The organism is Nocardia sp. IFM 10818 (assembly GCF_054655275.1).
In genome coordinates this window covers 1,980,077-2,004,774 of the sequence record NZ_BAAHJH010000001.1, presented here as the reverse complement: position 1 = coordinate 2,004,774, position 24,698 = coordinate 1,980,077, and the positions used below count along the sequence as shown (strand labels likewise).

At 69.0% G+C, this 24,698-nt stretch carries 22 protein-coding genes and 1 pseudogene; 11 read left to right on the top strand and 12 right to left on the bottom strand.

Features of this window, described 5'->3' with window-relative positions:
- Positions 1–6 precede the first annotated feature (6 nt).
- On the top strand, positions 7–1,395 hold the full coding sequence (locus tag ACYQ5L_RS08955) for an FAD-binding oxidoreductase (RefSeq protein WP_459956924.1): 1,389 nt from the start codon (positions 7–9) through the stop codon (positions 1,393–1,395).
- A gap of 50 nt (positions 1,396–1,445) precedes the next feature.
- On the top strand, positions 1,446–1,787 hold the full coding sequence (locus ACYQ5L_RS08950) for a hypothetical protein (RefSeq protein WP_379203497.1): 342 nt from the start codon (positions 1,446–1,448) through the stop codon (positions 1,785–1,787).
- Between the two features lie 47 nt (positions 1,788–1,834).
- Here ACYQ5L_RS08950 and ACYQ5L_RS08945 read toward each other — a convergent pair whose 3' ends face one another.
- The 4 genes from ACYQ5L_RS08945 to ACYQ5L_RS08930 form a co-directional block, all read right to left on the bottom strand.
- The gene (locus ACYQ5L_RS08945; RefSeq protein WP_459956923.1) at positions 1,835–3,469 is read right to left on the bottom strand and encodes a right-handed parallel beta-helix repeat-containing protein; all 1,635 of its coding nucleotides are present in this window, start codon (positions 3,467–3,469) and stop codon (positions 1,835–1,837) included.
- 135 nt (positions 3,470–3,604) lie between these two features.
- Positions 3,605–3,892 (bottom strand): hypothetical protein, encoded by a 288-nt coding sequence (locus ACYQ5L_RS08940; protein ID WP_379203493.1) that lies wholly within the window; start codon positions 3,890–3,892, stop codon positions 3,605–3,607.
- Positions 3,893–3,966: 74 nt separating this feature from the next.
- A complete protein-coding gene (locus ACYQ5L_RS08935; protein WP_459956922.1) occupies positions 3,967–4,875 on the bottom strand; it encodes a LysR family transcriptional regulator in 909 nt (302 codons plus the stop codon).
- 88 nt (positions 4,876–4,963) lie between these two features.
- Positions 4,964–5,530, bottom strand: a complete 567-nt coding sequence (locus tag ACYQ5L_RS08930; protein WP_459956921.1) for an HD domain-containing protein — start codon at positions 5,528–5,530, stop codon at positions 4,964–4,966.
- Positions 5,531–5,609: 79 nt separating this feature from the next.
- On the opposite strand from ACYQ5L_RS08930, the pseudogene ACYQ5L_RS08925 reads away from it, so the two are divergent.
- A pseudogene (locus ACYQ5L_RS08925) lies at positions 5,610–5,774 on the top strand (LLM class flavin-dependent oxidoreductase); the annotation flags it as partial.
- Between the two features lies 1 nt (position 5,775).
- On the opposite strand, the gene ACYQ5L_RS08920 reads toward ACYQ5L_RS08925, so the two are convergent.
- Together ACYQ5L_RS08920 and ACYQ5L_RS08915 are read right to left on the bottom strand one after the other, a co-directional pair.
- Positions 5,776–8,106, bottom strand: a complete 2,331-nt coding sequence (locus ACYQ5L_RS08920) for a galactose oxidase-like domain-containing protein (protein WP_459956920.1) — start codon at positions 8,104–8,106, stop codon at positions 5,776–5,778.
- Positions 8,107–8,130: 24 nt separating this feature from the next.
- Positions 8,131–9,303, bottom strand: coding sequence for a DUF418 domain-containing protein (locus ACYQ5L_RS08915; protein ID WP_459956919.1), 1,173 nt, complete (start codon positions 9,301–9,303; stop codon positions 8,131–8,133).
- A gap of 179 nt (positions 9,304–9,482) precedes the next feature.
- Between ACYQ5L_RS08915 and ACYQ5L_RS08910 the strand changes: the two genes are divergently transcribed.
- The 4 genes from ACYQ5L_RS08910 to ACYQ5L_RS08895 are packed head-to-tail and all read left to right on the top strand — an operon-like array spanning position 9,483 to position 13,226.
- A complete protein-coding gene (locus tag ACYQ5L_RS08910; RefSeq protein ID WP_459956918.1) occupies positions 9,483–10,391 on the top strand; it encodes an ABC transporter ATP-binding protein in 909 nt (302 codons plus the stop codon).
- 29 nt (positions 10,392–10,420) lie between these two features.
- Positions 10,421–11,122: an ABC transporter permease gene (locus ACYQ5L_RS08905; RefSeq protein WP_459956917.1), complete on the top strand. Its 702-nt coding sequence runs from the start codon at positions 10,421–10,423 to the stop codon at positions 11,120–11,122.
- A 28-nt stretch (positions 11,123–11,150) separates the two neighbouring features.
- On the top strand, positions 11,151–12,545 hold the full coding sequence (locus ACYQ5L_RS08900) for a sensor histidine kinase (RefSeq protein WP_459956916.1): 1,395 nt from the start codon (positions 11,151–11,153) through the stop codon (positions 12,543–12,545).
- Positions 12,546–12,578: 33 nt separating this feature from the next.
- Positions 12,579–13,226: a response regulator gene (locus ACYQ5L_RS08895; protein WP_459956915.1), complete on the top strand. Its 648-nt coding sequence runs from the start codon at positions 12,579–12,581 to the stop codon at positions 13,224–13,226.
- A gap of 290 nt (positions 13,227–13,516) precedes the next feature.
- Here the strand turns inward: ACYQ5L_RS08895 and ACYQ5L_RS08890 are convergent, their stop codons facing one another.
- Positions 13,517–13,693: a hypothetical protein gene (locus ACYQ5L_RS08890; RefSeq protein WP_459956914.1), complete on the bottom strand. Its 177-nt coding sequence runs from the start codon at positions 13,691–13,693 to the stop codon at positions 13,517–13,519.
- 239 nt (positions 13,694–13,932) lie between these two features.
- Here ACYQ5L_RS08890 and ACYQ5L_RS08885 point away from each other — a divergent pair, with 239 nt between their 5' ends.
- Both ACYQ5L_RS08885 and ACYQ5L_RS08880 read left to right on the top strand, forming a co-directional pair.
- A complete protein-coding gene (locus ACYQ5L_RS08885; protein WP_459956913.1) occupies positions 13,933–14,787 on the top strand; it encodes a helix-turn-helix domain-containing protein in 855 nt (284 codons plus the stop codon).
- On the top strand, positions 14,784–14,993 hold the full coding sequence (locus tag ACYQ5L_RS08880) for a DUF397 domain-containing protein (RefSeq protein ID WP_459956912.1): 210 nt from the start codon (positions 14,784–14,786) through the stop codon (positions 14,991–14,993). The genes ACYQ5L_RS08885 and ACYQ5L_RS08880 overlap by 4 nt, the downstream gene beginning before the upstream one ends.
- A gap of 90 nt (positions 14,994–15,083) precedes the next feature.
- Here ACYQ5L_RS08880 and ACYQ5L_RS08875 read toward each other — a convergent pair whose 3' ends face one another.
- Genes ACYQ5L_RS08875 through ACYQ5L_RS08860 form a run of 4 tightly spaced genes read right to left on the bottom strand, consistent with a single transcriptional unit; the run spans position 15,084 to position 18,761 of the window.
- Complete coding sequence (locus tag ACYQ5L_RS08875) at positions 15,084–16,229, bottom strand: LLM class flavin-dependent oxidoreductase (RefSeq protein ID WP_459956911.1); 1,146 nt, start codon at positions 16,227–16,229, stop codon at positions 15,084–15,086.
- Between the two features lie 11 nt (positions 16,230–16,240).
- On the bottom strand, positions 16,241–17,236 hold the full coding sequence (locus ACYQ5L_RS08870; protein WP_459956910.1) for an ABC transporter substrate-binding protein: 996 nt from the start codon (positions 17,234–17,236) through the stop codon (positions 16,241–16,243).
- Positions 17,233–17,964: an ABC transporter ATP-binding protein gene (locus ACYQ5L_RS08865; RefSeq protein ID WP_459956909.1), complete on the bottom strand. Its 732-nt coding sequence runs from the start codon at positions 17,962–17,964 to the stop codon at positions 17,233–17,235. Before ACYQ5L_RS08865 ends, ACYQ5L_RS08870 begins: the two co-directional genes overlap by 4 nt.
- Complete coding sequence (locus tag ACYQ5L_RS08860) at positions 17,937–18,761, bottom strand: ABC transporter permease (RefSeq protein WP_459956908.1); 825 nt, start codon at positions 18,759–18,761, stop codon at positions 17,937–17,939. The genes ACYQ5L_RS08865 and ACYQ5L_RS08860 overlap by 28 nt, the downstream gene beginning before the upstream one ends.
- A 176-nt stretch (positions 18,762–18,937) precedes the next feature.
- Here ACYQ5L_RS08860 and ACYQ5L_RS08855 point away from each other — a divergent pair, with 176 nt between their 5' ends.
- Together ACYQ5L_RS08855 and ACYQ5L_RS08850 are read left to right on the top strand one after the other, a co-directional pair.
- Positions 18,938–21,244, top strand: coding sequence for a serine/threonine-protein kinase (locus tag ACYQ5L_RS08855; protein WP_459956907.1), 2,307 nt, complete (start codon positions 18,938–18,940; stop codon positions 21,242–21,244).
- A 14-nt stretch (positions 21,245–21,258) separates the two neighbouring features.
- Positions 21,259–23,256 carry a serine/threonine-protein kinase gene (locus tag ACYQ5L_RS08850; protein ID WP_459956906.1) on the top strand — a complete coding sequence of 666 codons (1,998 nt, stop codon included), beginning with the start codon at positions 21,259–21,261 and terminating at the stop codon, positions 23,254–23,256.
- 98 nt (positions 23,257–23,354) lie between these two features.
- On the opposite strand, the gene ectB is transcribed toward ACYQ5L_RS08850, so the two are convergent.
- A complete protein-coding gene (gene ectB, locus ACYQ5L_RS08845; RefSeq protein ID WP_459956905.1) occupies positions 23,355–24,617 on the bottom strand; it encodes a diaminobutyrate--2-oxoglutarate transaminase in 1,263 nt (420 codons plus the stop codon).
- Positions 24,618–24,698: the final 81 nt, after the last annotated feature.

The following is a 24,698-nucleotide window of genomic DNA, read 5'->3' as shown; positions in this document are numbered from 1 at the left end:
GGATTCATGAATATCTCTGCAGCTCAGCTGACCGGATTCACCGGGGTTCTGCTCCGGCCGGGCGATCCTGGTTATGAACGCGCGCGGCGAGTATGGAACGGGGCGATCGACCGGCAGCCGGCCTTCATCGCCCAGTGCCACAGTGCCGCGGAGGTGGCGGCGGCGGTGCGGTTCGGGGTGCGCCACGCACTGCCCATCGCGGTGCGCGGCGGCGGGCACAGCGTGCCCGGGTTCTCGGTGTGCGAGGGCGGGCTGATGATCGATCTGAGCCCGATGAAGGGCATCCGCGTGGATCCGGCGGCCCGGGTCGCCCAGGTGGAACCGGGCGTGCTGTGGCGCGAATTGGACACCGCCACACAGGAATACGGTCTCGCGACACCGGGCGGGGAGATCTCGCACACCGGGGTGGCGGGCCTGACCCTGGGCGGCGGCGTGGGCTGGCTCTCGCGCGCCTACGGGCTGACCTGTGACAATCTGCTGGGCGCGGAGCTGGTCACGGCCGACGGCGAGATCCGCACGGTGACGGCGGAATCCGATCCGGAACTGATGTGGGGGCTGCGCGGCGGCGGCGGAAATTTCGGCATCGTCACCTCGTTCACCCTGCGCCTCGGCGCCATTCCGGTCCCGATGTTCGCCAGCGCCCTGCTGCATCCGCTGGCGCACGCGCGCGAGGGACTGCGGGTGCTGCTGGACCTGGCCGCCACCGCACCGGATGAGCTGGGGCTCAGCGCTTCGCTCATTACCGCGCCGCCCGCGCCCTGGGTGCCGGAGACCCTGCGGGGCCGCCCCGCGGTGGTGCTCACCTCGGCCTACCTCGGCGATCCGGGCGCGGGTGCGGAGCTGATTCGCCCGCTACGCGAATTCGCCTCCCCTACAGCCGATCTGACCAGCATGATGCCCTACACGGTCGTGCAGTCCATGGTCGACGAGGCCGCACCGGCCGGCCTGTCGTACTACATGCGCTCGGAATTCCTCACCCCGCTCGACGACTCCGGCATCGACCGCCTGGTCGCCGTCGCCGAGGAGTCGACCACCCCGCTGTCACACGTGCTGCTGCGCATCATGGGCGGCGCCATCGAGCGAGTGCCGGCCGGGGACACCGCCTTCCGCTTCCGGAAGGCCGCCTCTTTGCTGACCCTGGCGGCGGTCTGGCCCGATCCGGCCGAGGCCGGTGCGGCGCACCGGGACTGGGCGCGGGCGGGCTGGCGGTCCATGCTGCCGTGGTCGGCCGGCGGCGCGTATGTCAATCAGCTGAACGACGAGGCCGACGAGGGGCTCGACCGCGTCCGGCAGGCGTACGGACCCGCCGCCTGGGATCGCCTGGTCGCGCTCAAGCGCCGGATGGATGCCGACAATGTCTTCCACCTCAATCAGAACGTCCCGCCGCTGCCCTGACCTCCGCGCTGTTCAGGGTGCCGGACCGCTTTCGCCTCTAGACTGGGGCCGTGCGTTTTCGACGGCTCATCGCCATTTCATCGTTCGCCCTGCTCGCGCCCCTCGGGGTCGCCGCGTGCTCCGCGGAGGGGCCGGGCTCCAAGTCCGAGTGCACCGTCAGCGGCTGCACGGTGACCTTCGACCGCGGCGTGGACGCCAAGGCCAGCATTCTCGGCATCGAGGCGCAACTGGTCGCCGTGAACGGCAATACCGTGACGCTGAAGGTGGCCGGGCAGGAGGTCAGCGTGCCGGTCGGCGAGACGCAGCCGGCCGACGGGATGAATGTGACGGTGCAGGAGGTCACGGCCGACAAGGTCGTGGTCAAGATCGCCACCGGGATTCAGACCAACTGATTCGCCGTCCGGGATGGGCTGCGGGGCGTCCCCGCAGCCCATTTCGCCTATCGGCAGACGACCGGAATTCCGGACAAAGCGGTCTTGGCGTGGGCGTCCGCCAGGCAGTTCACGGCCGCGCCGTCCAGGGTTCCGGGTCCGAACTCCAGTGCCGCGTCGGCGATCGTGCCGCCGCTGCTGCGGGTGGTGATGAGCCGCTGCCGGGCCGCGGTGACGGCGGTGCGCTCGATCGTCCCGCGCAGCACGGCGGTATCGCCGATATTCACGATATTGATGCCGTTGGCGGCGGTGCCGTCGATCGCGGTGTCCCGGATGTCGAAGGTCAGCGCCGCGGTGGACGGCCCGGCGCCGCTGGGCGTGTAGGCGATGAGCCCGATGCCGTCGGCGCTGCACTGGCCGAATTCGGAATCGGCGATGCGCAATTCGGTGCGGCCGGAGCGACCCATATTGGTGGTCACCACGCAGGTGCCGAGGTTGGCGGGCACCACCGGATTGAGCAGCGCGCCCGCCGGGAATTCGGAGTGGTGCGCGCGCACATTGGTCAGCGTCAGCGACTGCCGCGCCCCTTCGGTGCTGAGGTTGTAGTTCTCGATGATGTCGCCTTCGACGGTGTCGAAGCTGCTGTCGGTCACCGTGACCCGGCTGTCCGGGGTGCCGTTGGTGGAGACGTACTCCAGGCCATTGGCCGAGAAGTTCCCGTAGCCGTTGCGGAAGACATTGTCGTCGATGGTGACGTCCATGCGCGCCTGCCCGAGGGCATTGACGAAAATGCCCTCGCTGTCGGCCACCTTGTTGAGCACCGAGGTCGACAGCGGCGCGATCTCGGTCTGCGAGTTGCCGGTCAGAGTGGCGGTGAGCTGGGCGGAGTCACCGGCCTGCAGCCCCACGGCCAGCACCGACAGCTTCGCCAGCCCCAGATTGATAGTGCGCGTCGCATTGCCGGTGAGCTCGGCGGTGACCCGGCTGGCGCCGTGCGCGCGCAGGTCGATGCCGTCGCCGCAGGCGGTGTCGTGGACGTCATTGCCCTCGATCCGCACGGTCGCGGCGGCCGTCGTGTAGTCGGTCATGATGGCCGCCCACCCGTTGTTGAGCGTGATGAAATTCGGCAGGGGCGGCGCGGAGGCGCCGACCGCCAGGGTGGGCGGCAGCGTGAACGGGCCGATCATGAAACCGTCCGCGCACTGCTGATTCGTCTGGGAGACATCGTTTCCGCTGATCACCACATCGGCGGCATCGCGGCCGTAGATGCCGCCGCGCCGCGCTCCGGCAATGACCAGGTTGCCGACCTCGGCGCCGCTCGCCAGGCGGACCGCATCGCCGTCGTGCTCGCCCGTGGTGTTGGTGATGCGCGGCAGCGCGGATCCGGCGGGCGCGCCGATCACCGCGGGACCCCCGCCGAGCAGGCGCTGCCCGGGTTTGAGGGCGATGCCGCCATCCAGGGCGGGCACCTCCGGTCCGACCGGCTGCACGATGATGGTGTCGCCCTCGCGGGCTGCGGCCTGCACCCGGGCCAGGGAATCGAAGGGTGATTCGGCGCTCCCGGTCCCACCGGCGGGCGCCGCGGCCCTCACATACCAGGTGGTCGAATCCGGCTGGGCCTGAGCGGTTGCCGAGAGCTGGCTCCCGCAAGCGATCAGCGCGAACAACAGTGCCGCGCCACGACCGGGACTAGCAGTATTCATAATGCTCCGAGGAATGCGGGTGATGCCGTGACAAGCACCCTGCCAGGCCACCTCGAAGCCCGTCCATCCGGCAAAATGCCGGGAAAAGACCTGTGCCACTGGCTGTCTGCACAACCGGGGCACTACGGTTGGGGATCAGAGTTCGCCGGTGCTGGGCTTCCAGTCCGGCAGCGGCTCGGGCATCTCCTCCAGGGCGGCCAGCTGCAAGTGGATGAAGGCCGCTATCCGATGCCGGGCGGAGGAGGGAAGCCGTTCGATATCGGCCTCAGCCAGCGGATTCTCGCCGAATGACGGCGGCGGTCCGGGATCGAGCGGAGCATCTGCCTCGCTCACCCCGGGAACGACTTCCAAATGGGGCCGCGGTGCTCGATTCGCATGCTCGGGGTCATCCGAATCGACGGCGGCGAAGGCGGTTCGCACCATGTCTGGACCATAACCCCTCGAGCCGCTCACGCGGGAGCCGTTGGCGCAGTTGAGCCTTCAAGGAGAGATGGTGGTCACAGCGGACGTCGGGCGATAGCGTACAGGTCGCGGGCGGGACCGGTCGGTCGCTGTCCCTTCGGCCATACCGCGCGCAGCGCGCGGTCCAGATCAAGCCCCGTTACATGCGGCGACACCAGCAATCCCTCGCCGAGTTCGGTGGCGACCGCGAGCGAACTGAGCACCGCCGGGCCGATGCCGTTGGCGACAGCGGTCTTGATGGCGGTGGTCGAGGACAGTTCCAGCACCACATTCGGCCGCCAATCCGGCAGGTCGCGAGTCATGGCCCGTTCGAAGGAGATTCGGGTGCCCGAGCCGGATTCCCGGCAGATGAGCGGTGTCTGCGCCAGTTCGGCGGCGCTGATCTCCGGCCGCCGCGCCCACCGGTGCTCCGGGGACACCACCACGACCAGCCGGTCCCGGGCCACGATATGGCTCTCCAGATCACGCGGCACCTGCGGGCTCTCCACGAATCCGATGGCGGCGCGGCCGTCCAGCACGGCCCGCGCGACCTCGGCCGAGTTCCCGGATTCCAGCGAGATCGAGGTATCGGGCACCCGCGCCCGCAAACCCATCAGCCATTTCGGGAACAAATACTCCGCAATCGTCTGGCTGGCGGCCACCCGCAGCCGCGAGTCCCGCTGCGCCCGCAGGGTGTCGATCCCGGCGTCGAGCCGCGCCGCGGCATCCACCACATCGCGCGCCCACTCCGCGATCAATGCCCCCGCCGCCGTCGGCCGCGAGCCCAGGGTGGTGCGTTCCAGCACCGGGACGCCGACCAGTTGCTCCAGATACCGGATCCGCGAACTGGCCGAAGGCTGACTGATCGCATGCGCCTTGGCCGCCCGCCCCAGACTGCCCAGTTCGATCACCGAGAGCAGCAGATCCAGGGCGGCCAGATCGGGCACCCGAGGCGACAACGTCATAGACGGATTCTATGCCCGGGCGCGGTCCGTGCCGCCACGGCTCGCGAGCGGGCAACAATGCAGGTGAACGGCTGTGAACAACCGCGCGTCAGTTGCCCGGCCGGTACCCGTCCGCCACTCGCGTGACGACGGGACGCCACCACGACAGCGGGTGAACCTCCAGGCCGACCACCTTGCCCGCGTCGTCGGCGCGACGGAGGGCGATGGCGGCGCGGAAGTCCGGATCGGCCTCGAATTCGGCGATCTCATCGGCCGTCATCGGGCCGCCCTGCGCCACGAGCGTGCGTTTGCTGGAATCCGAGAGGGCGTCGGCGTGCACTGAATCCGTGGCGGCGAGATAGCGTTTCGCGGTCACGTGCAGTTCCACCAGGCGGGCCACCCGCGCGCCGAGCAGCGCACGCACCGCGTCCGCGCCGTGGCGGGCGTGACCGGCGTCGTCGCCGGGAATCAGCACGTGCCCGATGTCGTGGACCAGGCCCGCCACCTGGAGTTCGGCATCGCCGGGGAAATCCCGATGAAGCAGTTCGGCGCACTGGCGGTCGTGGTCGAGGATGTCGACCGGATCCCCGCTGCGGTCGGGCATATCCCAGGCGTCCTCGCAGTCGGCCAGCAGAGCCATGAGTTCATCGACCGTCGACACCGGTTGTACGCGCATGGCCGCACCCTACGAGACGACCGTGAACCCGCAGTTAACGGCGGATCATGGTCAAGACCGCCACCGGGTTCAGACCGCGGGCATCGGCCGCTTCATGCTCTCCAGCTACCCGCACCTCGAGGAGGCGTACTGGTTCGGCGAGGGCGGGCTGCCCATTCTGGAGCGAAAGGGCCTGTGGCAGTACCCCACCCGCCGCCGGTCCGCGCGTCCGGCGATCCCCTTCACCGGGGCGTCCAGCAGCTGAGTCAGGTGAGGTGCAGCCACCGCCCGATGGACGGTACCCCGACATTGTCGACGGCGAAGACCAGGTACCAGCCCGGCGGAGCCAGCGCCGGGTTGTCGGGCATGGTCAGCGTGACCGTGCCATCGACCGCACTGAATTCGACGTCGACGAGGCGCTGCGTGGTATCGCAGGAATGCGTGCAGGCGCTCGGGTAGACCAAGCTGACCTCCCGCAGCGCGGCCGTGCTGGAGGCGGTGACCGCCGCACCGTAGGTCGCGGAATCGGAGACCAGCGTGAACTCCGGGCGGGGACCCTGGAAAAGGTAGGGCGGCCAGTACATCTCGATCTGGAGCTCTTCGGTCTTGCGGACCGGATTCGAGCCGGCCGTGATCACCTTCCCATCCGGGGTGAGCAGCGCGACGGAATGATAGAGCCGCGGAATCCGCTGCGGCGCGGTGTGCATCCAGTGGTTCATGGCCGGATGGAAGATCTCGGCGTGCGGCGGCGCGGCATGCGCCATCTCCTCCATACCGGAGCCGCCGGTGGCCAGCACCGTCCGGTCCGGGAGGATGACCGCGCTCACGTGCATGCGCGCGTGATGCAGCGGCGGTCCGGGCGCATAGGCGGGCGCGGGCGCGGACAGATCCACGATCTTGGTGTCCGCCAGCGCCGGTGCGGGGGAGTGCATATCGAAGCCGCCGCCGCCCAGGATCAGGACCCGCTGGTCCTGGGCCGGCGGCAGCAGCACGCTGGCGGCCTGATTGCGCGATCCGGGATCGGTCAACCCCGGCACCTCGGTGCGCGCGCCGGTGGCCGGATCCCAGATCGACGGCCGCACGCCATTGTTGCCGCCGTATTGGCCGCCGGCGTAGAAGATCCGGCCGTCGGCGAGCAGGAACAGGTGGGCGTACATGGGTAGCGGCCCCGGCACCGGCAGCGGCGACCAGGTTTCGGTGGCGGCGTCGAACAGCTCCGGGGTGTTGGAGAGGAAGTTGTCCGCGCCCAGCCCGGACACCGCGACGACGTCACCGCTCGGCAGGCTCACCAGCGAGGGATACCAGCGCCCGAAGGCCATGTCCGGCACGGCTTTCCAGGTGAGGTCCGCCGGATCGAAGATCAGCGCGTCGGGCAGTCCGTAGAAGGGGTCGTAGCGTTCGGTTCCACCGGCGGCGAGCAGCCGCCCGTCCGGCAGGAAGGCCTGCCCGACGCAGAACAGGTCGATGGGCGTGGCGGGCGCGTCCAGTCCAGGGCGCGGGTAATGCCAGACGCGGGTGCGGAAGTCGTGCGCGTGATGGCGGTCCACATCGTTGCCGGAGCCCGCGAAGAACAGCACATCCCCGGTGTGCAGCAGGGCGGCGTGCACCGGATTGATCTCGGTCCCGAAATCCAGTACCCGCCACAGTCCTTCGGTGTCGGCCTGATCCAGATCGGTTTCCAGCGTGAGCGCCCGCAGGTATCCGGCATTGCCGCCCACCTGGTGATCGATGGTGCACACCACCAGCTCGGGCATCGGTGCACCGGTCGGCAGCACCGCGACGGCCGCCCCTTGATTCTCCTGGAATCCCCAGTCCGCCAGCACGGTCCACCGGCTCCACCCGTCCACGGCGTGCCCGCTGCCATCGAGCCCCCACCCGACCGTGTACACCCCCGCATTCCCGCCCGCGGGATTGTCGACCCCGAACACGATCAACTCCGGCCGCCCGTCCCCGTCGAGATCGGCGACGGTGATCCCCGCCCCTTGGTTCTCCCACCCGTACCACTGCGGAATCGCCAGCCACGGAGTCCATTCCGCCACCGCCCCGTCGGCGGTGAGCCCCTTGGCCAGCCGGAACCGGCCCGAGTTCTGCCCCGGGGGATTGTCGACGGTGAGCACGACGAGCGTGTCCCGTCCGTCGATCCGCGTGAGGCAGATATCCGCCCCCTGGTTCTCCCATCCGAACCAGTCGGGTACCGGGAGCCACGCCGTCCAGCCGCCGGTGACCGTGCCATCCCCGGCCAGATCCCGTCCCACCCGGTAATACCCCTGGTTCTGCCCCGCCGGATTGTCGACCAGGAACACCACCAGATCCAGTTGCCCGTTCCCGCTCAGATCCGCGAGCGCGATCCCGCCCCCTTGGTTCTCCCACCCCCACCAATCCGGCACCGTGAGCCAGGGTCCCCACTCCTGCACGGTGCCGTCCCCCGCCAGCCCCTTCCCCACGCGATAGAACCCGCCATTCTGCTCCGGCGGATCATCGATCATCAGCACGACGACATCCAGCCCCCCGTCCCCGTCGATATCCCCCACCGCGATCCCGCAGTCCTGGTTGTTCCGGGAGAACCACCCCGGCACCGGAACGAATTGTCCTGCCACACACTCATCTTGATCTTCGCCCGATCATTCGGCCACCGATCGACCGGATCGGTGTGATTCGTCCGGATTCCGGCCGGCCGACAGCTTGCGCCACAGCCATTCGGCGGGGCCGTACCGATGCGAGCGGAACCAGATCGGGGCGAGGACGGCGAAGGCGATCCAGAGCGCGGTCATCAGGGCCAGGCCGCCGGCCAGCGGCAGGCCGTCGGCGGGGCCGGTGTAGAGGATCAGGACGAAGACGAAGGTGCTGGTGAGGTAGGCGGTCAGGGTGAGACGGCCCAGGGGCGCCAGCCGGGTGAGCAGGCGGGCGGCGGCGCCATTGCGCTCGATCAGCAGGGAGATCAGGCCGACGTAGGCCAGGGCGCCGCCGAATCCGGCCGCCAGCCAGGCGGCGGTGAACACCGGCGGCATGCCGGTGGCCGCCTCGTTGCCGGTGAAGGTCAGCCGGGACTGGGCGATATGGCCCAGCGCCGCCACGGCGATGCCGCCGCCCGCCAGCAGCAGGGAACGGCGCTGGGAGGTGGAACCCATTGCGGCGGAACCGGTGTGGAGCATGCGGCGGGTGAGCCAGATGCCCAGGGCGAAGGCGGCGGCGGTCCACGGCCCTTGCAGGACGAGGCCGGTCCACAGCTGATTCGCGGCGATGACCGCGCGGGCGGTCCATATGCCCGAGGCATCCGTGAGTAGCGAGCCGCCGAATTCCAGGGCGGGCGGGGCAATGGTGCGGGTGAGGATCTCGAGCCCGGCGAATCCGGCCGCCACCCACAGCGGCCGCGCCCGTGAGCCGCTCATGAGCCACGGCAGCGCGGCCGCGAACAGGGCGCCGATCAGCGCGTAGTGGGTGAGGATGTCGGCCGGGAAGAACAGCAGGTTGACCACGCCGAACACGGCGAACAGCACCGCATACCGCCGCCACAGCAGCGCCCGGGTCGCGCCCCGCGCCCACATGAGCGCCGCGCTCGCGCCGAACAGCAGCGAGAGCAGCGTGCGCGACTTGTCGTGCAGCAGCAGATTTTCCGCATTCACGACGGCCGTGCTGACCGGTCCGTCGATGGTGAAGGTGAGGAGGCCGATATTGACGATGAACACGCCGAACAGGGCCGCCGCCCGCAGCACATCCAGAGTGACGTACCTGGTGTGGCGAGTCGGTTCGAGCGGGCGCGAGGTGATTGCTGTGGCCGTCGGCGGACTGGTCATGGCATTGAGAATGCCGGGGAGAATCCGGAGGTACATCGGCCGATCGCGCAGCGGGTCTAAGCCGAAAGTGTTAGCCGGTCGTGTGCCGTAGGCAGATGGATCGCCCGGCCGGATCCGGCAGATTCGTTCCCGACCCGAGCGCCGCACCCGCGGCGCCGCCGAGAACGAGGTGTACGACCATGATCCAGGCCCAGGGCTTGAGCAAGCGCTACGGCGATGTGACCGCCGTCGACAACCTGTCCTTCACCGTGCGACCCGGCGTGGTCACCGGCTTCCTCGGCCCCAATGGCGCGGGCAAGTCCACCACCATGCGGCTCATGCTCGGCCTGGACCACGGCGGCGGGCGGACCCGGTTCGAGGACCGGACCTATGCCGAGCTGGCCGACCCCCTGCGCGCGGTCGGGGTCATGCTCGACGCGCGGGCCGTGCACCCCAAGCGCACCGCCCGCGGCCACCTGCGCATGGTCGCCGCCGGGGCGGGCATCGACCGCCGCCGCGTCGACGAGGTCCTCGACATCGTCGGGCTGACCAGCGCCGCGGACAAGGCCGCGGGCGGTTTCAGCCTCGGCATGCAGCAGCGCCTGGGCCTGGCCGTCGCGCTGCTCGGCGATCCCGCGACCCTCATTCTCGACGAGCCCGCCAATGGCCTGGATCCCGAGGGCGTGCGCTGGCTGCGCGATCTGCTCAAGCAGCTGGCGCAGCAGGGCCGCACCATTCTCGTGTCCTCCCATCTGCTCAATGAGATGGCGCACCTGGCGGATTCGCTGATCGTGATCGGCGGCGGGCGGCTGATCGCGGCGGAATCGGTGCGCGAATTCGTCGACCGCAATTCCGCCGCCCGCATCATCGCCCGCGTCGACCGTCCCCGCGACCTGGCGGACGCCTTGTCCCGCAATGGCTTCCAGGTGCACATCGAGCCCGGTGGCGCGGTCGTCGTCACCGGGACCGACCGCGAGGCCGTGGCCGCCATCGCCATGCGGGCCGGACTGCTCGTCACCGAACTGTCCCAGCAGCAGACCAGCCTCGAGGAGGCGTTCTTCCGCGCCACCGCGGGCGCGGCGCAGTACCGCGGGCACGTCGCCGCCTGATCCGGATGCCACGAGAAGGAATTCCCCTCATGTACAACGCGATTCGCTACGAACTCACGCGCCTGGCCACCGTGCGCTCCACCTGGGTGCTGCTGCTGACCGGGCTGGCGCTGCAAGGCCTGATCGCCTTCGGCGTCTCCGGCAAGGACGATATGACCCCGCGCGAGGCCTTCGTCGCCTGCTTCTCCGGGCTGCCGCTGGTGCTGGTGACGCTGTGCACCACGGCCGTCGCGGTGAACGCCTTCGGCCACGAATACCGCTACGGCACCATCACCACCACCATGCTCACCCTGCGCCGCCCCGGCCGGGTGCTGGCGGCCAAGGCGCTGACCAGCGGCGCGCTGGCGGCGGTGAGCGGCGTCGCCATGGTGGGGCTCACCCTGGCGATCCAGGGCCTGCGCGGCGGGATCCCCGCCGAAACCTGGCGCATCGCACAGGTTCTCGGCGCTGTCACGCTGTACACGACCCTGGCCGCCCTGGTCGGTCTCGGCATCGCCGCGGTGACCCGCAATGCCACCGTCGCCATGGTCGCCGCCATTGGGATTCCCACCGTGGCCGAGGTGGGCGGCATGCTCGCGGGTCTCAGCCCGAAGCTCATGCCGTTCACCTCCGCGGCCATGCTGGTCCGCCCGTACACGGGTGTGGCCGCACTCATGCCACTGCCGCTCCTGGGCCTTGCCGCAGGTTTGCTGTGTGCCGGTGGCGTGCTACTCGCACGCCGTGACGTGTGACAACGATCCAATGACTAGTGTTGCCAGAGTGAGCCGACCGCAGCGGATACGACGCCTGATCCTGGACGTCCTGCTCGCGCTGTTCTTCGGCTTCATGGCCTTCGGCGATGTGCAGCGAACCTCGATCGGGCTGCTGCCGGCCGCCGCGGGGCCGCCGCTGGCGATTGTGGCCGGCGCGGCTCTGCTGTTCCGGCGCAACCGGCCGCTGCCGGTGCTGGCTGTCACCGTAGCCGCCGACATTCTGGTCGGCGCCACCTGGCCGATGTTGCTCGCCATGTACACCGTCGCCAACCGCTACGGCAATCGCACCCGGACCTGGCTGGCGACCGCCGCCGCCATTGGCGTCGCCGTCATTCCCTGGGGCACGTCCACCACCCCGTCGCTCTTCCTCCATCGCGGCACCATCATCCTGCTGCTGATCCTGGTCCCCACCCTCATCGGCCTCTGGACCAATCAGCGCGCGCAGACCCTCGACAGCCTGCGCGAACGCGCCGAGCAGGCCGAACGCGAACGCGACCTGCTCGCCGCGGCGGCCGTGGAAGCCGAACGCCTGCGCATAGCCCGCGAGATGCACGACATCGTGGCACACCGGATCTCGCAGATCACCGTGCTCGCCGGAGCCCTCGAGGTCTCCTCGACCGGCAAGCCCGCCGACATGGCCGGCACCATCCGCGAGACCGGCGCGCACGCCCTCGCCGAGATGCGCGAGCTACTCGGCGTGCTCAGACAGAGTGATGCCGAAGCCGGGCGAACACCCGAAACCTCCTTGCCGCGCGTCGACCACCGGGGAGCCGGCGAGCGCGCACGGACCGGCGGCGCGCAGCCGGCTGCTGCCGAGCGATCGAAAGTAGCGCAACAGTCTACGGAAGACACCGGCACCGGCAGCGTCGATCGGTCCGTGGGCAGGCAACCGGTGGGTGCCGACCGGTCGGGCGCGACGCGGCCGGAGCGAGCGCGGGATGCCGGGCCCGGTGCGGTGCGGCCGGAGACTTCGGCGGTGGGCGCGGATGAGCGAGCTCCCTTGCGACCGACTCCGAATCTGGCCGCCATCGCCGAACTCGTCGAGAAGGCCGTTGCGGCCGGGCAGTTGGTCGACGCCTCGCTGCCCGCGCAGCTGCCCGCGGTGCCCGGCGCGGTGGGGCGCGCCGCCTACCGGGTGGTGCAGGAGGCGCTCACCAATGCCACCAAACACGCTGCGGGAGCGGAAGTCCGGGTGTCGGTCGTGGCACGTGCGGACAGTCTCGAAGTGGACGTGCGCAATGGCCCGGGAGAGCGGACCGCGCTGGCCGCGCAGGGCTCGGGATTCGGGCTGGTCGGGATGCGGGAGCGGGTCGAACTCGCCGGTGGCGCATTGCATTCCGGGCGCACACCCAGCGGCGGTTTCGCCGTGCACGCGAGCTTCCCCCTCGGGGAGCAGGCATGAATCAGTGGAAGTGGCCGTCGTGAAGGAGGTTTCGTGATCCGGGTGGTGCTGCTCGACGATGAGGAGCTGGTGCGGTCCGGGATCGCCATGATCCTGGAGGCCGGGGGCGGGATCGAGGTGGTGGCCCAGGATGTGGACGGGCGCAATGCCGTCGAGCTGGTGCAGAAGCATCGACCCGACGTGGTGGTCACCGATATCCGGATGCCGCAGGTGGACGGGCTGGAGGTCACCCGGCGGGTGCGCGCGCTGCCCGATCCGCCCGCCGTCGTGGTGCTCACCACCTTCGGGCTCGACGAATACGTCTATGCCGCACTGGAAGCCGGGGCCGCCGGATTCCTGCTGAAGGACACGCCGCCGCGTGAACTCGCGCACGGTGTAGAGGTGGTGTCGCGGGGCGAGGCGATTCTCGCGCCGGCCATCACCAAACGCATGCTCACCGCGTTCGCGAACAGTCCCGGCTCGCAGCAGCCGGAGGCTCGCGCCCGGCTGGACGACCTCACCGATCGGGAGCGGGAGGTGGCGTTGGCCGTCGCCACCGGGGCGGCCAATGCCGATATCGCTCGCACGCTGCACATGAGCGAGTCCACGGTGAAGGTCCACGTCAGCCGGATCATCGCCAAACTCGATCTGGAGAACCGCACCCAGCTGGCCATTCTGGTGCACCGCGCCGGGCTGGCGTGAGCCGTCCTGGCTTCATCGTCGAATGGCTCAACTCATTGGGCGGCACGACCTAGGCACGGTGCCGACCGTGTATGCGGTGCAGATTGTGGACGGGGACCTCGCGGCGGCAACGAGCCCGATGCAAGACAGCACGACAACCACGAACTGAGCCAACATGGACACGGAAACCCCCAGAAGTAGAGTGCAGCAGCGGAATTAGGCCGCCTGATGCTGCTGGACGATCGATCACCGGGAAATGGTGGCGGCATTTCGCGAGTAGGCTCCGCCACCAGTTCCCGGTCGGCGTTGTGTCACTCTGTATCCACCTGCGCGATGTCATCGGTGGCGAGATCGATCAGCTCGGAGATCGTGAAGGACGGGCCGATGCGCCCGTCCTGCCAGACGGGAGCCCATGAGCCGTCACGGGATTGAACCCAGCCGACGGGCCGTTCCTCGCCGATAAGGACGAGTGCGTCAGCGATGTCCATCGGGACCGGTCCGCGTGTAGATGTTTTCGGGACTCACCGTGAACACGTCCACCACCCGCCGGAGATCACGAAGCACCGTGTAGGCATCGAAATGCATTGTTGGGCACGAATACGGCTGCAGCGTTGATGCGAGTGATCGTGGCCTTCAGACCCGCGAGCAAAGGCTTTCCGGTTCGGCCGTCGATGACGATCATCTGACCAGTGATGACGAACCATCGACCACGCTTCCGCGTCGCCAATTGGGTCGATTGCTGCGTGAGGGGCGGCAAGGGATGGGCCTGACCGTCGAGCGTGCCGCACCGCTGGTCGAGCTGAGCAAGTCCGGACTGCAACGGCTGGAAGGCGGGGACGTGGCGCGGATCCGCGTTCGTGACGTCCAGGCGCTGTGCGAACTCTACGAGATGTCGCAGGAAGAAACCGACAGGGCGGTCGCGCTCGCCAAACAGGCGCAGATGAAGAGCTGGGTCACCGCCTTCGGCAGTCTCTACTCCGATTCCGCGTTCAAAACCTACGTCGGTCTGGAAACCGCCGCACGGGAGCTGATCTCATATCATGAGATCGTTCCGGGGCTGCTGCAAACCCCGGACTACGCCCGATCCCTGATCCGCTCGTTCTTCCACGCCAACGACCCCGAGGACATCGACCGCCGTGTCGAGCTGCGGCTCAAGCGGCAAACAGTCATCACCCGCAAGGCCGACCCAGTGAAACTCACTGTGCTACTGCATGAATCGGCCCTGTACCGTACCGTGCACGGACCTCGAGTGATGGCCGCTCAGCTCCGGCACCTGGCCGAGGTCGGCAAGCTGCCCAACGTCGGCATCCGCATCCAAGAGTTCTCCGCCGGAGTCACCTGGGGACTGCCACCGAGCCCATTCATGGTGTTGGACTTCGGTGTCGACGCGAAGGGCCGACCGGTTGAGCCGCCACTGGTCTACCTGGAAGGATCGGCCAGCACCAACGATCTGTACTTGGAGAACGCCGACGACGTGCGGCTCTATCGTCAGCTCGCTACCGACATCCGAGACGTATCGTTGGATGAAACCAAGTCGAGAGACCTGCTCAGACAGGTCGCAGCCAGGAGATACGACGCGTGAGCACAGACCTATCCGGGGCGAACTGGTTCAAGAGCAGCCACAGCGGCGGCAAGACCGAATGCGTGGAGGTCGCCTTCCTCGACGGTGGCATGGTCGGCGTCCGCGACTCCAAGAATCCCGGCGGCCCAGCGCTGGTCTTCGCACCCGGCGAGTGGAGCGCCTTCACTGCGGGTGTCAATGACGGAGAATTCACCCGCCCCAACTGATTTCGCTCAGGCGAAGCACCAGCGAGCGCCTCACAAAGGCGGGGCGCTCCCTGCGTTGAGGTCAGCAAGGCTCGCTGCGCCTCACCTGAATCAGCTGCTGGAAGCCCCGGCGAAGGGAATCGCAGTCCGCGCGGAGTGGCGGCGAGTGGGGTGCTGCCACAACCCCTTTCGCCCCAGGATGGGCAGCACGCCCTCGCCGAACCAGTACGCCTCCTCGAGATGCGGGTAGCCGGAAAGCACGAAATGGCCGATGCCCGCCCTGGCGTATTCGATGAGCCGTTCGGCGACCTCTTCGTGCGAGCCGACCAGGGCGGTGCCCGCGCCGCCGCGCACCAGCCCCACGCCCGCCCACAGATTGGGCGCGATCTCCAGGCGGTCGGTGCTGCCGCCGTGCAGTTCCAGCATGCGGCGCTGCCCCTCGGATTCGCTCTTGTGCAGGCTGGCCTGCACGCGCTCGATATCGGCCGGATCGATGCCCGCGAGCAGCTTGTCCGCCACCGCCCACGCCTCCTCCGAGGTGTCGCGGGTGATGACGTGAATGCGCAGGCCGTAATCCAGTTTGCGGCCGTGGTCGACGGCCAGCCCGCGAATCCAATCGAGCTTGCGGCTCACCGCCAGCACCGGTTCACCCCAGGTGAGATAGGTGTCGGCATAGCGGGCCGCGACCGGACCGGCCGGTCCCGAGGAACCGCCGAAGAACACCGGCGGCACCGGATCGGGATGATTGCTCAGCAGTGCGTTCTCGACGCGCAGGTGCTCGCCCTCGAAAGTGATCGGCTCCCGCGAATTCCACAGCGACTTCACCACGTGCAGGAACTCACCCGTGCGCGCGTATCGGGTCTCCTTGTCCGCGAAGTCGCCGTACGCCTTCTGTTCCAGGGGCTCGCCGCCGGTCACCACATTGAGCAGCAGCCGTCCCCCGGAGTGCCGCTGGAAGGTCCCCGCCATCTGCGCCGCCAGGAACGGGCTGATCAATCCGGGCCGCAGGGCCACCAGGAATTTCAGCGTCTCGGTGGTCTCGACCAGCATGGCCGTGGTCAGCCACGCGTCCTCGCACCAGGACCCGGTCGGGGTGAGCACGGCCTCGAACCCATTGGATTCGGCAGCCGCGGCGATCTGGTTCAAATAGTGCAGCGAGGCGGGGCGATCACCCGACATGGGCGTGCCGTGCCCGCCGACCACCAGGCCGCGCGAATCACCGGATGTGGGCAGGAACCAATGGAACGACAGGCTCATTCGGCAGTCTCCTAGGCGGTGAAGCGGTCGTTGAAGCGGGTGTCGACGTATTCGGTGATGTCGACCTTGCGCGGGATGAGATCGGCCGCGGCGAAGGCGTCGGCCACCTCCTGCTCGCCGGCAATGGTGGCCGTATCGAGCGAATGATGCTGGTATACCGCGCGTTTCACGGCCACCAGCGTGACGTCGTAGGGCACGCCGGTGATCGCGGCCGATTCCTTGGCCCACGCTTCCGGATTGGCCTTGATCCAGGCCTGTGCGCGCTGAATGCGGGTGAGCAGATCCCGAATCGCCGCCGTACTGGCCTTGTTCTCCAGGGCTTTCGTGCCCGCGACATAGAAGCTGTCCCCGCGCACATAGCCCTCGCCGTCGACCAGCACCCGATTGCCCTGCTGTTCGGCTTGGGCCACATAGGGATCCCACACCGCCCAGGCGTCGACCCGCCCGGTGGACAGCGCGGCGAGCGCATCGGCGGGCTGGAGGTACTGCGGTTCGATATCGCCGAAGCTCAGTCCGTTCTTGGCGAGCACCTGCAGCAGGTGATGGTGCGCCGAGCTGCCCTTGGTGACGGCGATCTTCTTGCCGCGCAGTTCCTTCGGGTCCCGGATGCCGGAGGCCGCGGGCACCACGATGCCCTGTCCCTGGAAACCGGTCGTATAGGCGGCGACAATCTTGATCTGCGATTCGGCCGCCGCCGCGAACACCGGCGGCGCATTGCCCACCCCGCCCAGATCCACGGACCCGGCATTGATGGCCTCCAGCAGCGGCGGCCCGGCGGTGAACTGCGCCCATTCCAGCTGGTACGGCAGGTCTTTCGCCTCGCCGGAGACATCCAGCAGCGCTTGCAGCGCATTGGCCTTCTGATCGCCGATCCGCAGCGTCACCTGCGACAGGTCCACCGAACCGTCCGCGCGCACGCCCTTGTCATTGGCATCACCGGAACCGCAGGCCGCCGTGGCGAGGGCCGCGGTCACGGCCAGGGCGGCGAACAATCGTCTGGTGATCATGCGGTTCCTTCCGGGGTGACGCCGAGTTCGGCGAGCAGAGTCGCGCGCAGCGCGAGGAATTCGGGATGCTCGCGGCGGCGCGGGCGCGGCAGCTCGACGGCGATATCGCGGGCGATGCGGCCGTCGGCCAGCACCAGCGCGCGGTCGGCCAGCAGCAGGGCCTCGTCGACATCGTGGGTCACCAGCAGGACGCCCGGCCGGTGCTTGGCCCACAAATCGAGAACGAGGCCGTGAATGGTGATGCGGGTCAGCGCATCCAGCGCGCTGAACGGTTCGTCGAGCAGCAGCAGATCCGGTTCGCGCACCAGGGCGCGGGCCAGAGAGGCCCGTTGCGCCTCACCGCCGGACAGCGTCAGCGGCCACGCCTCGGCGCGACCGGACAGCCCCACCTCCGCGAGCGCGGCGCGCGCGGCGGCCCGCGCATCCGGATGCCGCAGTCCGAGAGTGATATTGGCGTGCACCTTCTTCCACGGCACCAGCCGCGGTTCCTGGAAGGCCACCGCCACATCGCCGGAGACGCTCAGCTCACCGCCGGTGTTGGTATCGAGTCCGGCCAAAGCCCGCAGCAGCGTGGACTTTCCGGAGCCGCTGCGCCCCAGCAGCGCGACGAATTCACCGGGCGCGATATCCAGATCGATACCGTGCAGCACCCGCCGCTCCCCGAAATCCTTGGTCAGACCCCGGATTCGGGCAACCTCTCCTACTCCGCCAAGAACCCGCGTCGCCACGACAGCGCTCTCCTCTCGATCAGCCGGACCAGTGCGTCGGTGAGCAAACCCAGTGCGCTGTAGACCAGCAGCCCGACCACGATGACGTCGGTGCGCAGGAACTCACGCGCGTCATTGATCAGAAACCCCAGCCCCGCATCGGCATTCACTTGCTCGGCCACGATCAGCGCCAGCCAGGCCACGCCCAGCGACTGCCGCAGGCCCACCAGCGTCTGCGGCAGGGCCCCGGGCAGCACGATGTGCCGGATGAGCGCCGCGCGGCCGAGCCGCTGCACCCGCGCCAGCTCGGCGAGCTTGCCGTCCACGCCCCGGATGCCGGCGAAGGTATTGAGATACAACGGGATCGCCACACCGAATGCGACCAGCACGATCTTCGGCAGCTCGCCGATCCCGAACCACAGGATGAACAGCGGGATCAGCCCGTAGAACGGCAGGGTCCGCAGCATCTGCAGGATCGGATCGACGACGTTCTCCCCCACCCGGCTCAATCCGGCCGCCAGCGCCAGCCCGATACCGGCGACGGCCCCGATCGCGAAGCCGAGCGCCGCGCGCTGCAGCGACACCGAGACGGCGTCGATGAGCGTCCCGTCCTGAATCAGCTCCACACCGGTCCGCACTACCGTCACCGGCGCGGCCAGCAATCGCTCCGGCAGCACCCCGGTGGCGCTGGCGACCTGCCAGATCGCCACCAGCGCCAGCGGACTGGCCAGTCGAATCCAGGCGGTCGACGGGCGGGGCAGCCGAATCCGGCGGGGCCGGTCGATAACGGCACTGGCCTGCACGGCAATTAAGGACAAGACGGCACCTCGGGCAGCGGGGACGAATGCGAGGGGCGGCCGAACCCGTCGGCCACATGATCCGAAACAGTGCCGTTCGCCGCTCGAATCGTCACCGGTTGTAATCCGCGTGATTCTTGGTCGGCCGGATCCCCTGAACTGCCACAATGGATCCGCGACGAGGAGCCGAGGACGCAATGACCAGTTCCGAACACCCGCTCACCGTCGGATCGCGATTCGGGCCCTACCGGCTCGATCGCCTGATCGGGCGCGGGGGCATGGGCGAGGTGTACCAGGCCTACGACACGGTCAAGGACCGGACCGTGGCCATCAAGGTCCTGCCCGAGCGCCTGGCGCAGGATCCGGTGTACCGCCAGCGATTCCAGCGCGAATCCCATGCCGCGGCCCGGCTGCGCGAGGCGCATGTGATTCCCATTCACGACTACGGCGAGATCGAGGGCCGCCTCTTCATCGATATGCGCCTGGTCGACGGCGACAGCCTGCGCGCCCTCCTGCAACACTCGGGACCCGGCTCCCCCGAACGCACCGTGCGTCTCATCGAACAGGTCGCCGCCGCCCTCGACGCCGCACACGCCGACGGGCTGCTGCACCGGGACGTGAAACCCGACAACATCCTGCTCACCAAGGAGGGCTTCGCCTACCTGGTGGATTTCGGCATCGCCCAGTCCGCCACCGACGACACCCTCACCAGCGCCGGCGGCGCGGTCGGCTCCTACCGCTACATGGCCCCCGAACGCTTCAGCTCCCGCGAGCTCACCCCCGCCGCCGACGTCTACGCCCTGGCCTGCGTGCTGTTCGAATGCCTCACCGGCACACGACCTTTCTCCGGCGAGACCGAGGCGCAGATCATGAGCGCCCACCTCTTCGCCCAGATCCCCCGGCCCAGCCAGGTCCGCGCCACCGTGCCGGAGACCTTCGACCCGGTCATCGCCCGCGGCATGGCGAAACTCCCCCAGGACCGCTACCCCACCGCCGGCGCCCTGGCCGCCGCCGCCCACGCCGCCCTCAGCGCGGCCCACGCCGCCGCGGGCCTCGAACCGAGTCCCGCCGCGCGCACCGGCGCGTGGGCGCACACCGGCATGGGTTCCGGACACTCCCGGCAGCGCGACGCCACCCCCTCGGGGACGGTCCGCCACCCCAGCGAGGCCAGAACCGAAGCCGACCCGACCACGCGAACCACCGGGGCGATGCACCGGACGGGCGGGCCGCCACCGCCCGGCCCGACGCGCCCCGGAACGGATCCGGGACGGCCGCATACGGATCCGGGTCGGCCGGGCACGAATCCCCCCGGCACGACTGTCGGTTCGGGGCAGTTCACCGCATCGGGCATGCGCGGACCGCACACCGACCCGGGCTCGACCGGAACGGTCGAGCGGCCGGATCGCGGAGCCGATCGCACCGGCGGCGACGGCACCGGCGGCGCACCCCCGCGCAGACGGCGGTGGAAACGAGTCGGCGCGATCCTGGCCGTGCTCGTATTGGTCGTCGCCGCTTGCGGATTCGCCGGTTGGGCCTATGTGAGCGGGACCCGGGACGGCGTGCCCACCGCGGTCGACTCGGCGCTGACCGCGGACGACGTCGAATTGCTGAAGCTCGTCCCGGGCGTCGGGTACAAGCGGGCCAATTGCTATCACGAGAAGCCCGACAGCTCCATGACGGCGATCTTTCTCTGCCCGGCGCGGCCCGAGGTGTCCTCGCCCACCGCGCGCTTCTTTCGCTTCCGCACCGTGGCGGGGCTGCACAGCTACTACGAGGATCTGACGCGCGCGATGAGCAGCGCCAGTTGCCCCGGCGATCCCGCGGGGCTCGATGCGCCCTCCCTCGTCGACGGCACGGAGGTGGGTCGCAAGACCTGCTTCGCGAACAAGACGGAGACGCCGGACGCACCGAAGCCGAGCCTGCTCCTGACCAATGACGCCGCCATGGCGCTGGCCCTCTACATCTGGGCCGATCCCGCCGAAACCGCGCTGCGCGACTACTGGGCCAAGAGGAACTACGGGCAGTTCCGCGCCGCGGACAAGGCCAAGGATCCGGACTTCTTCACCGCCGAGGACCGGGAACTGATGGCGCACACCGGCGACAGCTACCGCGCCCCGAACTGCATCCACTCCGACCCGCCGGCGGGCCCGGCCAGTGCGATCATCGACTGCGGAACCGCCCTCGACGAACCCGGCGTCAGCTTCGTCGGTTTCCCGGATCGGCAGGCGGCGAGCATCCTGTATCAGGCCAATCTCGGCGCCTTCCCGGGCCGCGCCTGTGACGGCGCCGGATCCGATGCCGTCTGGCGCAAGGAGATCGGCGCGGTGGGTCGCTACTTCTGCTTCACGAGCAAGGACCCCGACAGTCCGGTGCCCTGCCTGCTGGCCATGCACGACGAGTTGCATCAAATAGTGGTGGTCTGCGCCCAGAACGAGGACAGTCCGGCGAAAGGTCCCAAAACCGCGGCGGCAGTGCAGACCTGGTTCCAAGAGAACTTCGGGTAGACGAGAATGCTCGAATGACCGATATGCGCCGATCTCTATCGGTCGGTTCGTTTTTCGGCCCCTATCGACTGGTCCGGCTTGTCGGGCGCGGCGGTATGGGCGAGGTGTACGAGGCCTACGACACGGTGAAGGACCGCACCGTCGCCATCAAGGTGCTGCCCGAGCGGCTGGCCCAGGATCGGTTGTACCGGCAGCGGTTTCAGCGGGAATCACATGCGGCGGCGCGGCTGCGCGAGGCCCATGTGATCCCGATCCACGACTACGGCGAGATCGACGGGCACCTCTATATCGATATGCGACTGGTGGACGGAGAGAGCCTGCGGGCGCTGGTGCAGCGCGGTGGATCCCGGTCCCCGGAGTGGTCGGTGGATCTGGTCCGGCAGATCGGCGCGGCCCTGGACGCCGCGCACGCCGACGGGCTGCTGCACCGGGATGTGAAGCCGGACAATATCCTGGTCTCCCGGGACGGCTTCGCGTATCTGGTGGATTTCGGTATCGCACAATCGAGTTCGGACGAATCCCTCACCGGTGAGGGCGCGGTCGGCTCGTTCCGCTATATGGCGCCCGAGCGTTTCGGCTACCGCGATCTCACTCCGGCCGTCGACGTCTATGCCCTGGCGTGCGTGCTGTTCGAATGCCTCACCGGCACACAGCCCTTCGCGGGCGAGACCAATGAGCGGATCATGCGCGCCCACCTGTTCGATCCGCCGCCCCGGCCCTGCGCCGCGCGGCCGGGCCTCCCGCTGGCCTTCGACGGCGTCGTGGCGCGCGGCCTCGCCAAGGAGCCGGGCGAGCGCTACCGCACCGCGGGCGAACTGGCGGCCGCCGCCCGCGCGGCGCTGACCGGAAGCGCCACGGGCAATGCCGACTCCACGACGGTGTGGACTCCGGCCATCGGCCCGACCGAAGCGGTGCGGATGCCGGACCCGGTGACCGTCCGGCTCACTCCCCCACCGCAAACCAGCCGCGGCCGGACGATCGCCGCACTGCTGGGCACGATGCTGCTGCTCATCGCATCGCTCTGCTTCGCGGGCTGGTCGGCGACCCGGCTCACCACGGCCGGTGCGGCGCTGCCGGATGCCACCGCGCTGCAACCCGCCGATATCGAATTGCTGTCCCTGGCGGCGAGCACCGGATACAAGCGCGCCAATTGCGCACGCGCCCAACCGGACGGCACCACCATCGCCGCCGTCACCTGCGCCGCGAACCCGGCGGCGGACACCCCGCTGACGCAGTTCTGGCGCTTCCGCACCCTCGATGATCTGCGCAACCATTACGAGTCGCTGGTATTGAGCACTTTTCGCGGCGAGAGCTGCCCCGGCGAACCGGCGGGGCAGGACGGCGTCTCCCTCGGATTCGACGGCGCCGCGGCCGGACGCCAATCCTGTTTCGCGAACTACGCGGTCGCCGCGGCCGATCCGCTGCCCAGTCTGGCCGTGACCAATGAGGCGGTGCTGGCCATGGCGATCTACACGTGGGTGTATCCCTCCGATACGCCGCTGCGCGACTACACGGCCAAGCACCACTTCGGGCAGTTCCTCCCCGAGCCGGAGCACGGCGATCCCGATTACTTCACCGACGCCGACCGGGCGGTATTCGCCCGCACCGGTCCGGCCTACAGCCGCGCCAACTGCGCTCGCAACGAACCGGCCGAACCGATGTCGGCCCTGCTGACCTGCATGGGCCGCGCCGACGGACCCAATGTGGTGATCATCGGCTATCCCGAGAGCACCGCGGCCTACATCGGCTATCAGGCGCGGCAGCGGCAGCTGCCGGGACATGCGTGCGGCGGCAGCGGATCCGATGCGGAGTGGGTGCGGGCGAGCATGGTGGTCGGCCGCTTCTTCTGCTTCACCGAGACCGCCGGTCAGCGCGAACGACCCTGTCTGGAGGCCGTGCACGACGATTGGCATCTGGAATACAAGTTCTGCGCCCAGCGCGAGGACAATCCGTCCACCGGGCCCAAAACCGAAGCGCAGCTGCTGGCCTGGTTCCGCGCCAATTTCGGCTGAGAGTGGTGCCGGGTTCCCTCCGCCGCGGGGAACCCGGCACCGGCCGGGCACCGGTGTGGGCGGTGACCGACGTGTGGTGTGCCCGGATCGGGCACGGGTCAGTGGGCGTCGTGGACGGTTTCCACGGCGCGGGTGAGGAGGCCGAGGCCGTAGGCGATTTCGTCCTCGGTGGTGGTCAGGGGCGGGAGCAATTTCACCACTTCGTCGGCGGTTCCGGAAGTCTCCACCAGCAGGCCGAGTTCGAAGGCGGTGCGGCAGACCTTGGCGGCCTGGGAGGCGTCGTCGAAGACCAGGCCGTGCACGAGGCCGCGGCCGCGCGTGGTGATGCCGGGGAAGTTCTCGGTCAAGGCGGTCAGGTGCTTGCCGATGCGGTCGCCCTTGGCGAGGGTCGCCTCCTGGAGGCGGCCGTCGGACCAGTAGTGGCGCAGCGCGGTATCGGCGGTGACGAAGGCGGCGTTGTTGCCGCGGAAGGTGCCGTTGTGCTCGCCGGGCGCCCACTGGTCGAGTTCGGCGCGCATGAGCACCAGCGCCATCGGGAGGCCGTAGCCGCCAATGGATTTGGAGAGGGTGACGATATCGGGGGTGATGCCGGCGACCTCGAAGGAGAAGAACGGGCCGGTGCGGCCGCAGCCCATCTGCACATCGTCGACGATGAGCAGGATGCCGCGGGCGGCGCAGAGGTCGGCCAGGCGGCGCAGCCATTCGGCGCGCGCCACATTGACCCCGCCCTCGCCCTGCACGGTCTCCACGATGACGGCGGCCGGCCTGTCCAGGCCCGAGGACGCGTCGTCGAGCGCGCGGCGCATCCACGAGAAGTCCTCGGACTCGGCGAGGTAGCCGTCGTAGGGCATGGGGACGGCGTGCACCAGCGGCACGCCCGCCCCGGCGCGCTTGGCGGCATTGCCGGTCACCGAGAGCGCGCCCAGGGTCATGCCGTGGAAGGCATTGGTGAAGTTCAGGACGGTGGTCCGCCCGGTGACCTTGCGCGCCAGCTTGAGCGCGGCCTCCACGGCGTTCGCACCGGTCGGTCCCGGGAACTGCACCTTGTAGTCCAGCCCGCGCGGAACGAGCAGCAGATCGCGGATGGTCTCCAGCAGACGGCGTTTCGCCACCGTCGACATATCCAGGCCGTGGGTGATGCCGTCACCGGTCAGGTAGTCGATCAGCGCCTGCTTGAGAATCGGATTGTTGTGCCCGTAGTTGAGCGCGCCCGCCCCCGCGAAGAAGTCCAGGTAGTCCTTGCCGTGCTCATCGGTGAGCCAGGAGCCGCGGGCGGTATCGAAGACCGTCGGCCAGGATCGGCAGTAGCCGCGCACATTGGATTCGAGCGCCTCGAAAACAGTCGTCTCGGCAATCGTCATCGGTGATCCTCGCGTCGCAGCAAAGTGAAACGTGGTTGTTTCTACCACCGGCGGCCATGGCCCCGGATGGTTTTCGGCGTT

Bases quoted from the DNA above. Each gene is read 5' to 3' on its own strand.
- ACYQ5L_RS08955 (WP_459956924.1), top strand. From the start codon at position 7: ATGAATATCTCTGCAGCTCAGCTGACCGGATTCACCGGGGTTCTGCTC.
- ACYQ5L_RS08945 (WP_459956923.1), bottom strand. From the start codon at position 3,469: ATGAATACTGCTAGTCCCGGTCGTGGCGCGGCACTGTTGTTCGCGCTG.
- ACYQ5L_RS08940 (WP_379203493.1), bottom strand. From the start codon at position 3,892: ATGGTGCGAACCGCCTTCGCCGCCGTCGATTCGGATGACCCCGAGCAT.
- ACYQ5L_RS08935 (WP_459956922.1), bottom strand. From the start codon at position 4,875: ATGACGTTGTCGCCTCGGGTGCCCGATCTGGCCGCCCTGGATCTGCTG.
- ACYQ5L_RS08930 (WP_459956921.1), bottom strand. From the start codon at position 5,530: ATGCGCGTACAACCGGTGTCGACGGTCGATGAACTCATGGCTCTGCTG.
- ACYQ5L_RS08915 (WP_459956919.1), bottom strand. From the start codon at position 9,303: ATGACCAGTCCGCCGACGGCCACAGCAATCACCTCGCGCCCGCTCGAA.
- ACYQ5L_RS08910 (WP_459956918.1), top strand. From the start codon at position 9,483: ATGATCCAGGCCCAGGGCTTGAGCAAGCGCTACGGCGATGTGACCGCC.
- ACYQ5L_RS08905 (WP_459956917.1), top strand. From the start codon at position 10,421: ATGTACAACGCGATTCGCTACGAACTCACGCGCCTGGCCACCGTGCGC.
- ACYQ5L_RS08890 (WP_459956914.1), bottom strand. From the start codon at position 13,693: ATGGACATCGCTGACGCACTCGTCCTTATCGGCGAGGAACGGCCCGTC.
- ACYQ5L_RS08875 (WP_459956911.1), bottom strand. From the start codon at position 16,229: ATGAGCCTGTCGTTCCATTGGTTCCTGCCCACATCCGGTGATTCGCGC.
- ACYQ5L_RS08870 (WP_459956910.1), bottom strand. From the start codon at position 17,236: ATGATCACCAGACGATTGTTCGCCGCCCTGGCCGTGACCGCGGCCCTC.
- ACYQ5L_RS08855 (WP_459956907.1), top strand. From the start codon at position 18,938: ATGACCAGTTCCGAACACCCGCTCACCGTCGGATCGCGATTCGGGCCC.
- ACYQ5L_RS08850 (WP_459956906.1), top strand. From the start codon at position 21,259: ATGACCGATATGCGCCGATCTCTATCGGTCGGTTCGTTTTTCGGCCCC.
- ectB (WP_459956905.1), bottom strand. From the start codon at position 24,617: ATGACGATTGCCGAGACGACTGTTTTCGAGGCGCTCGAATCCAATGTG.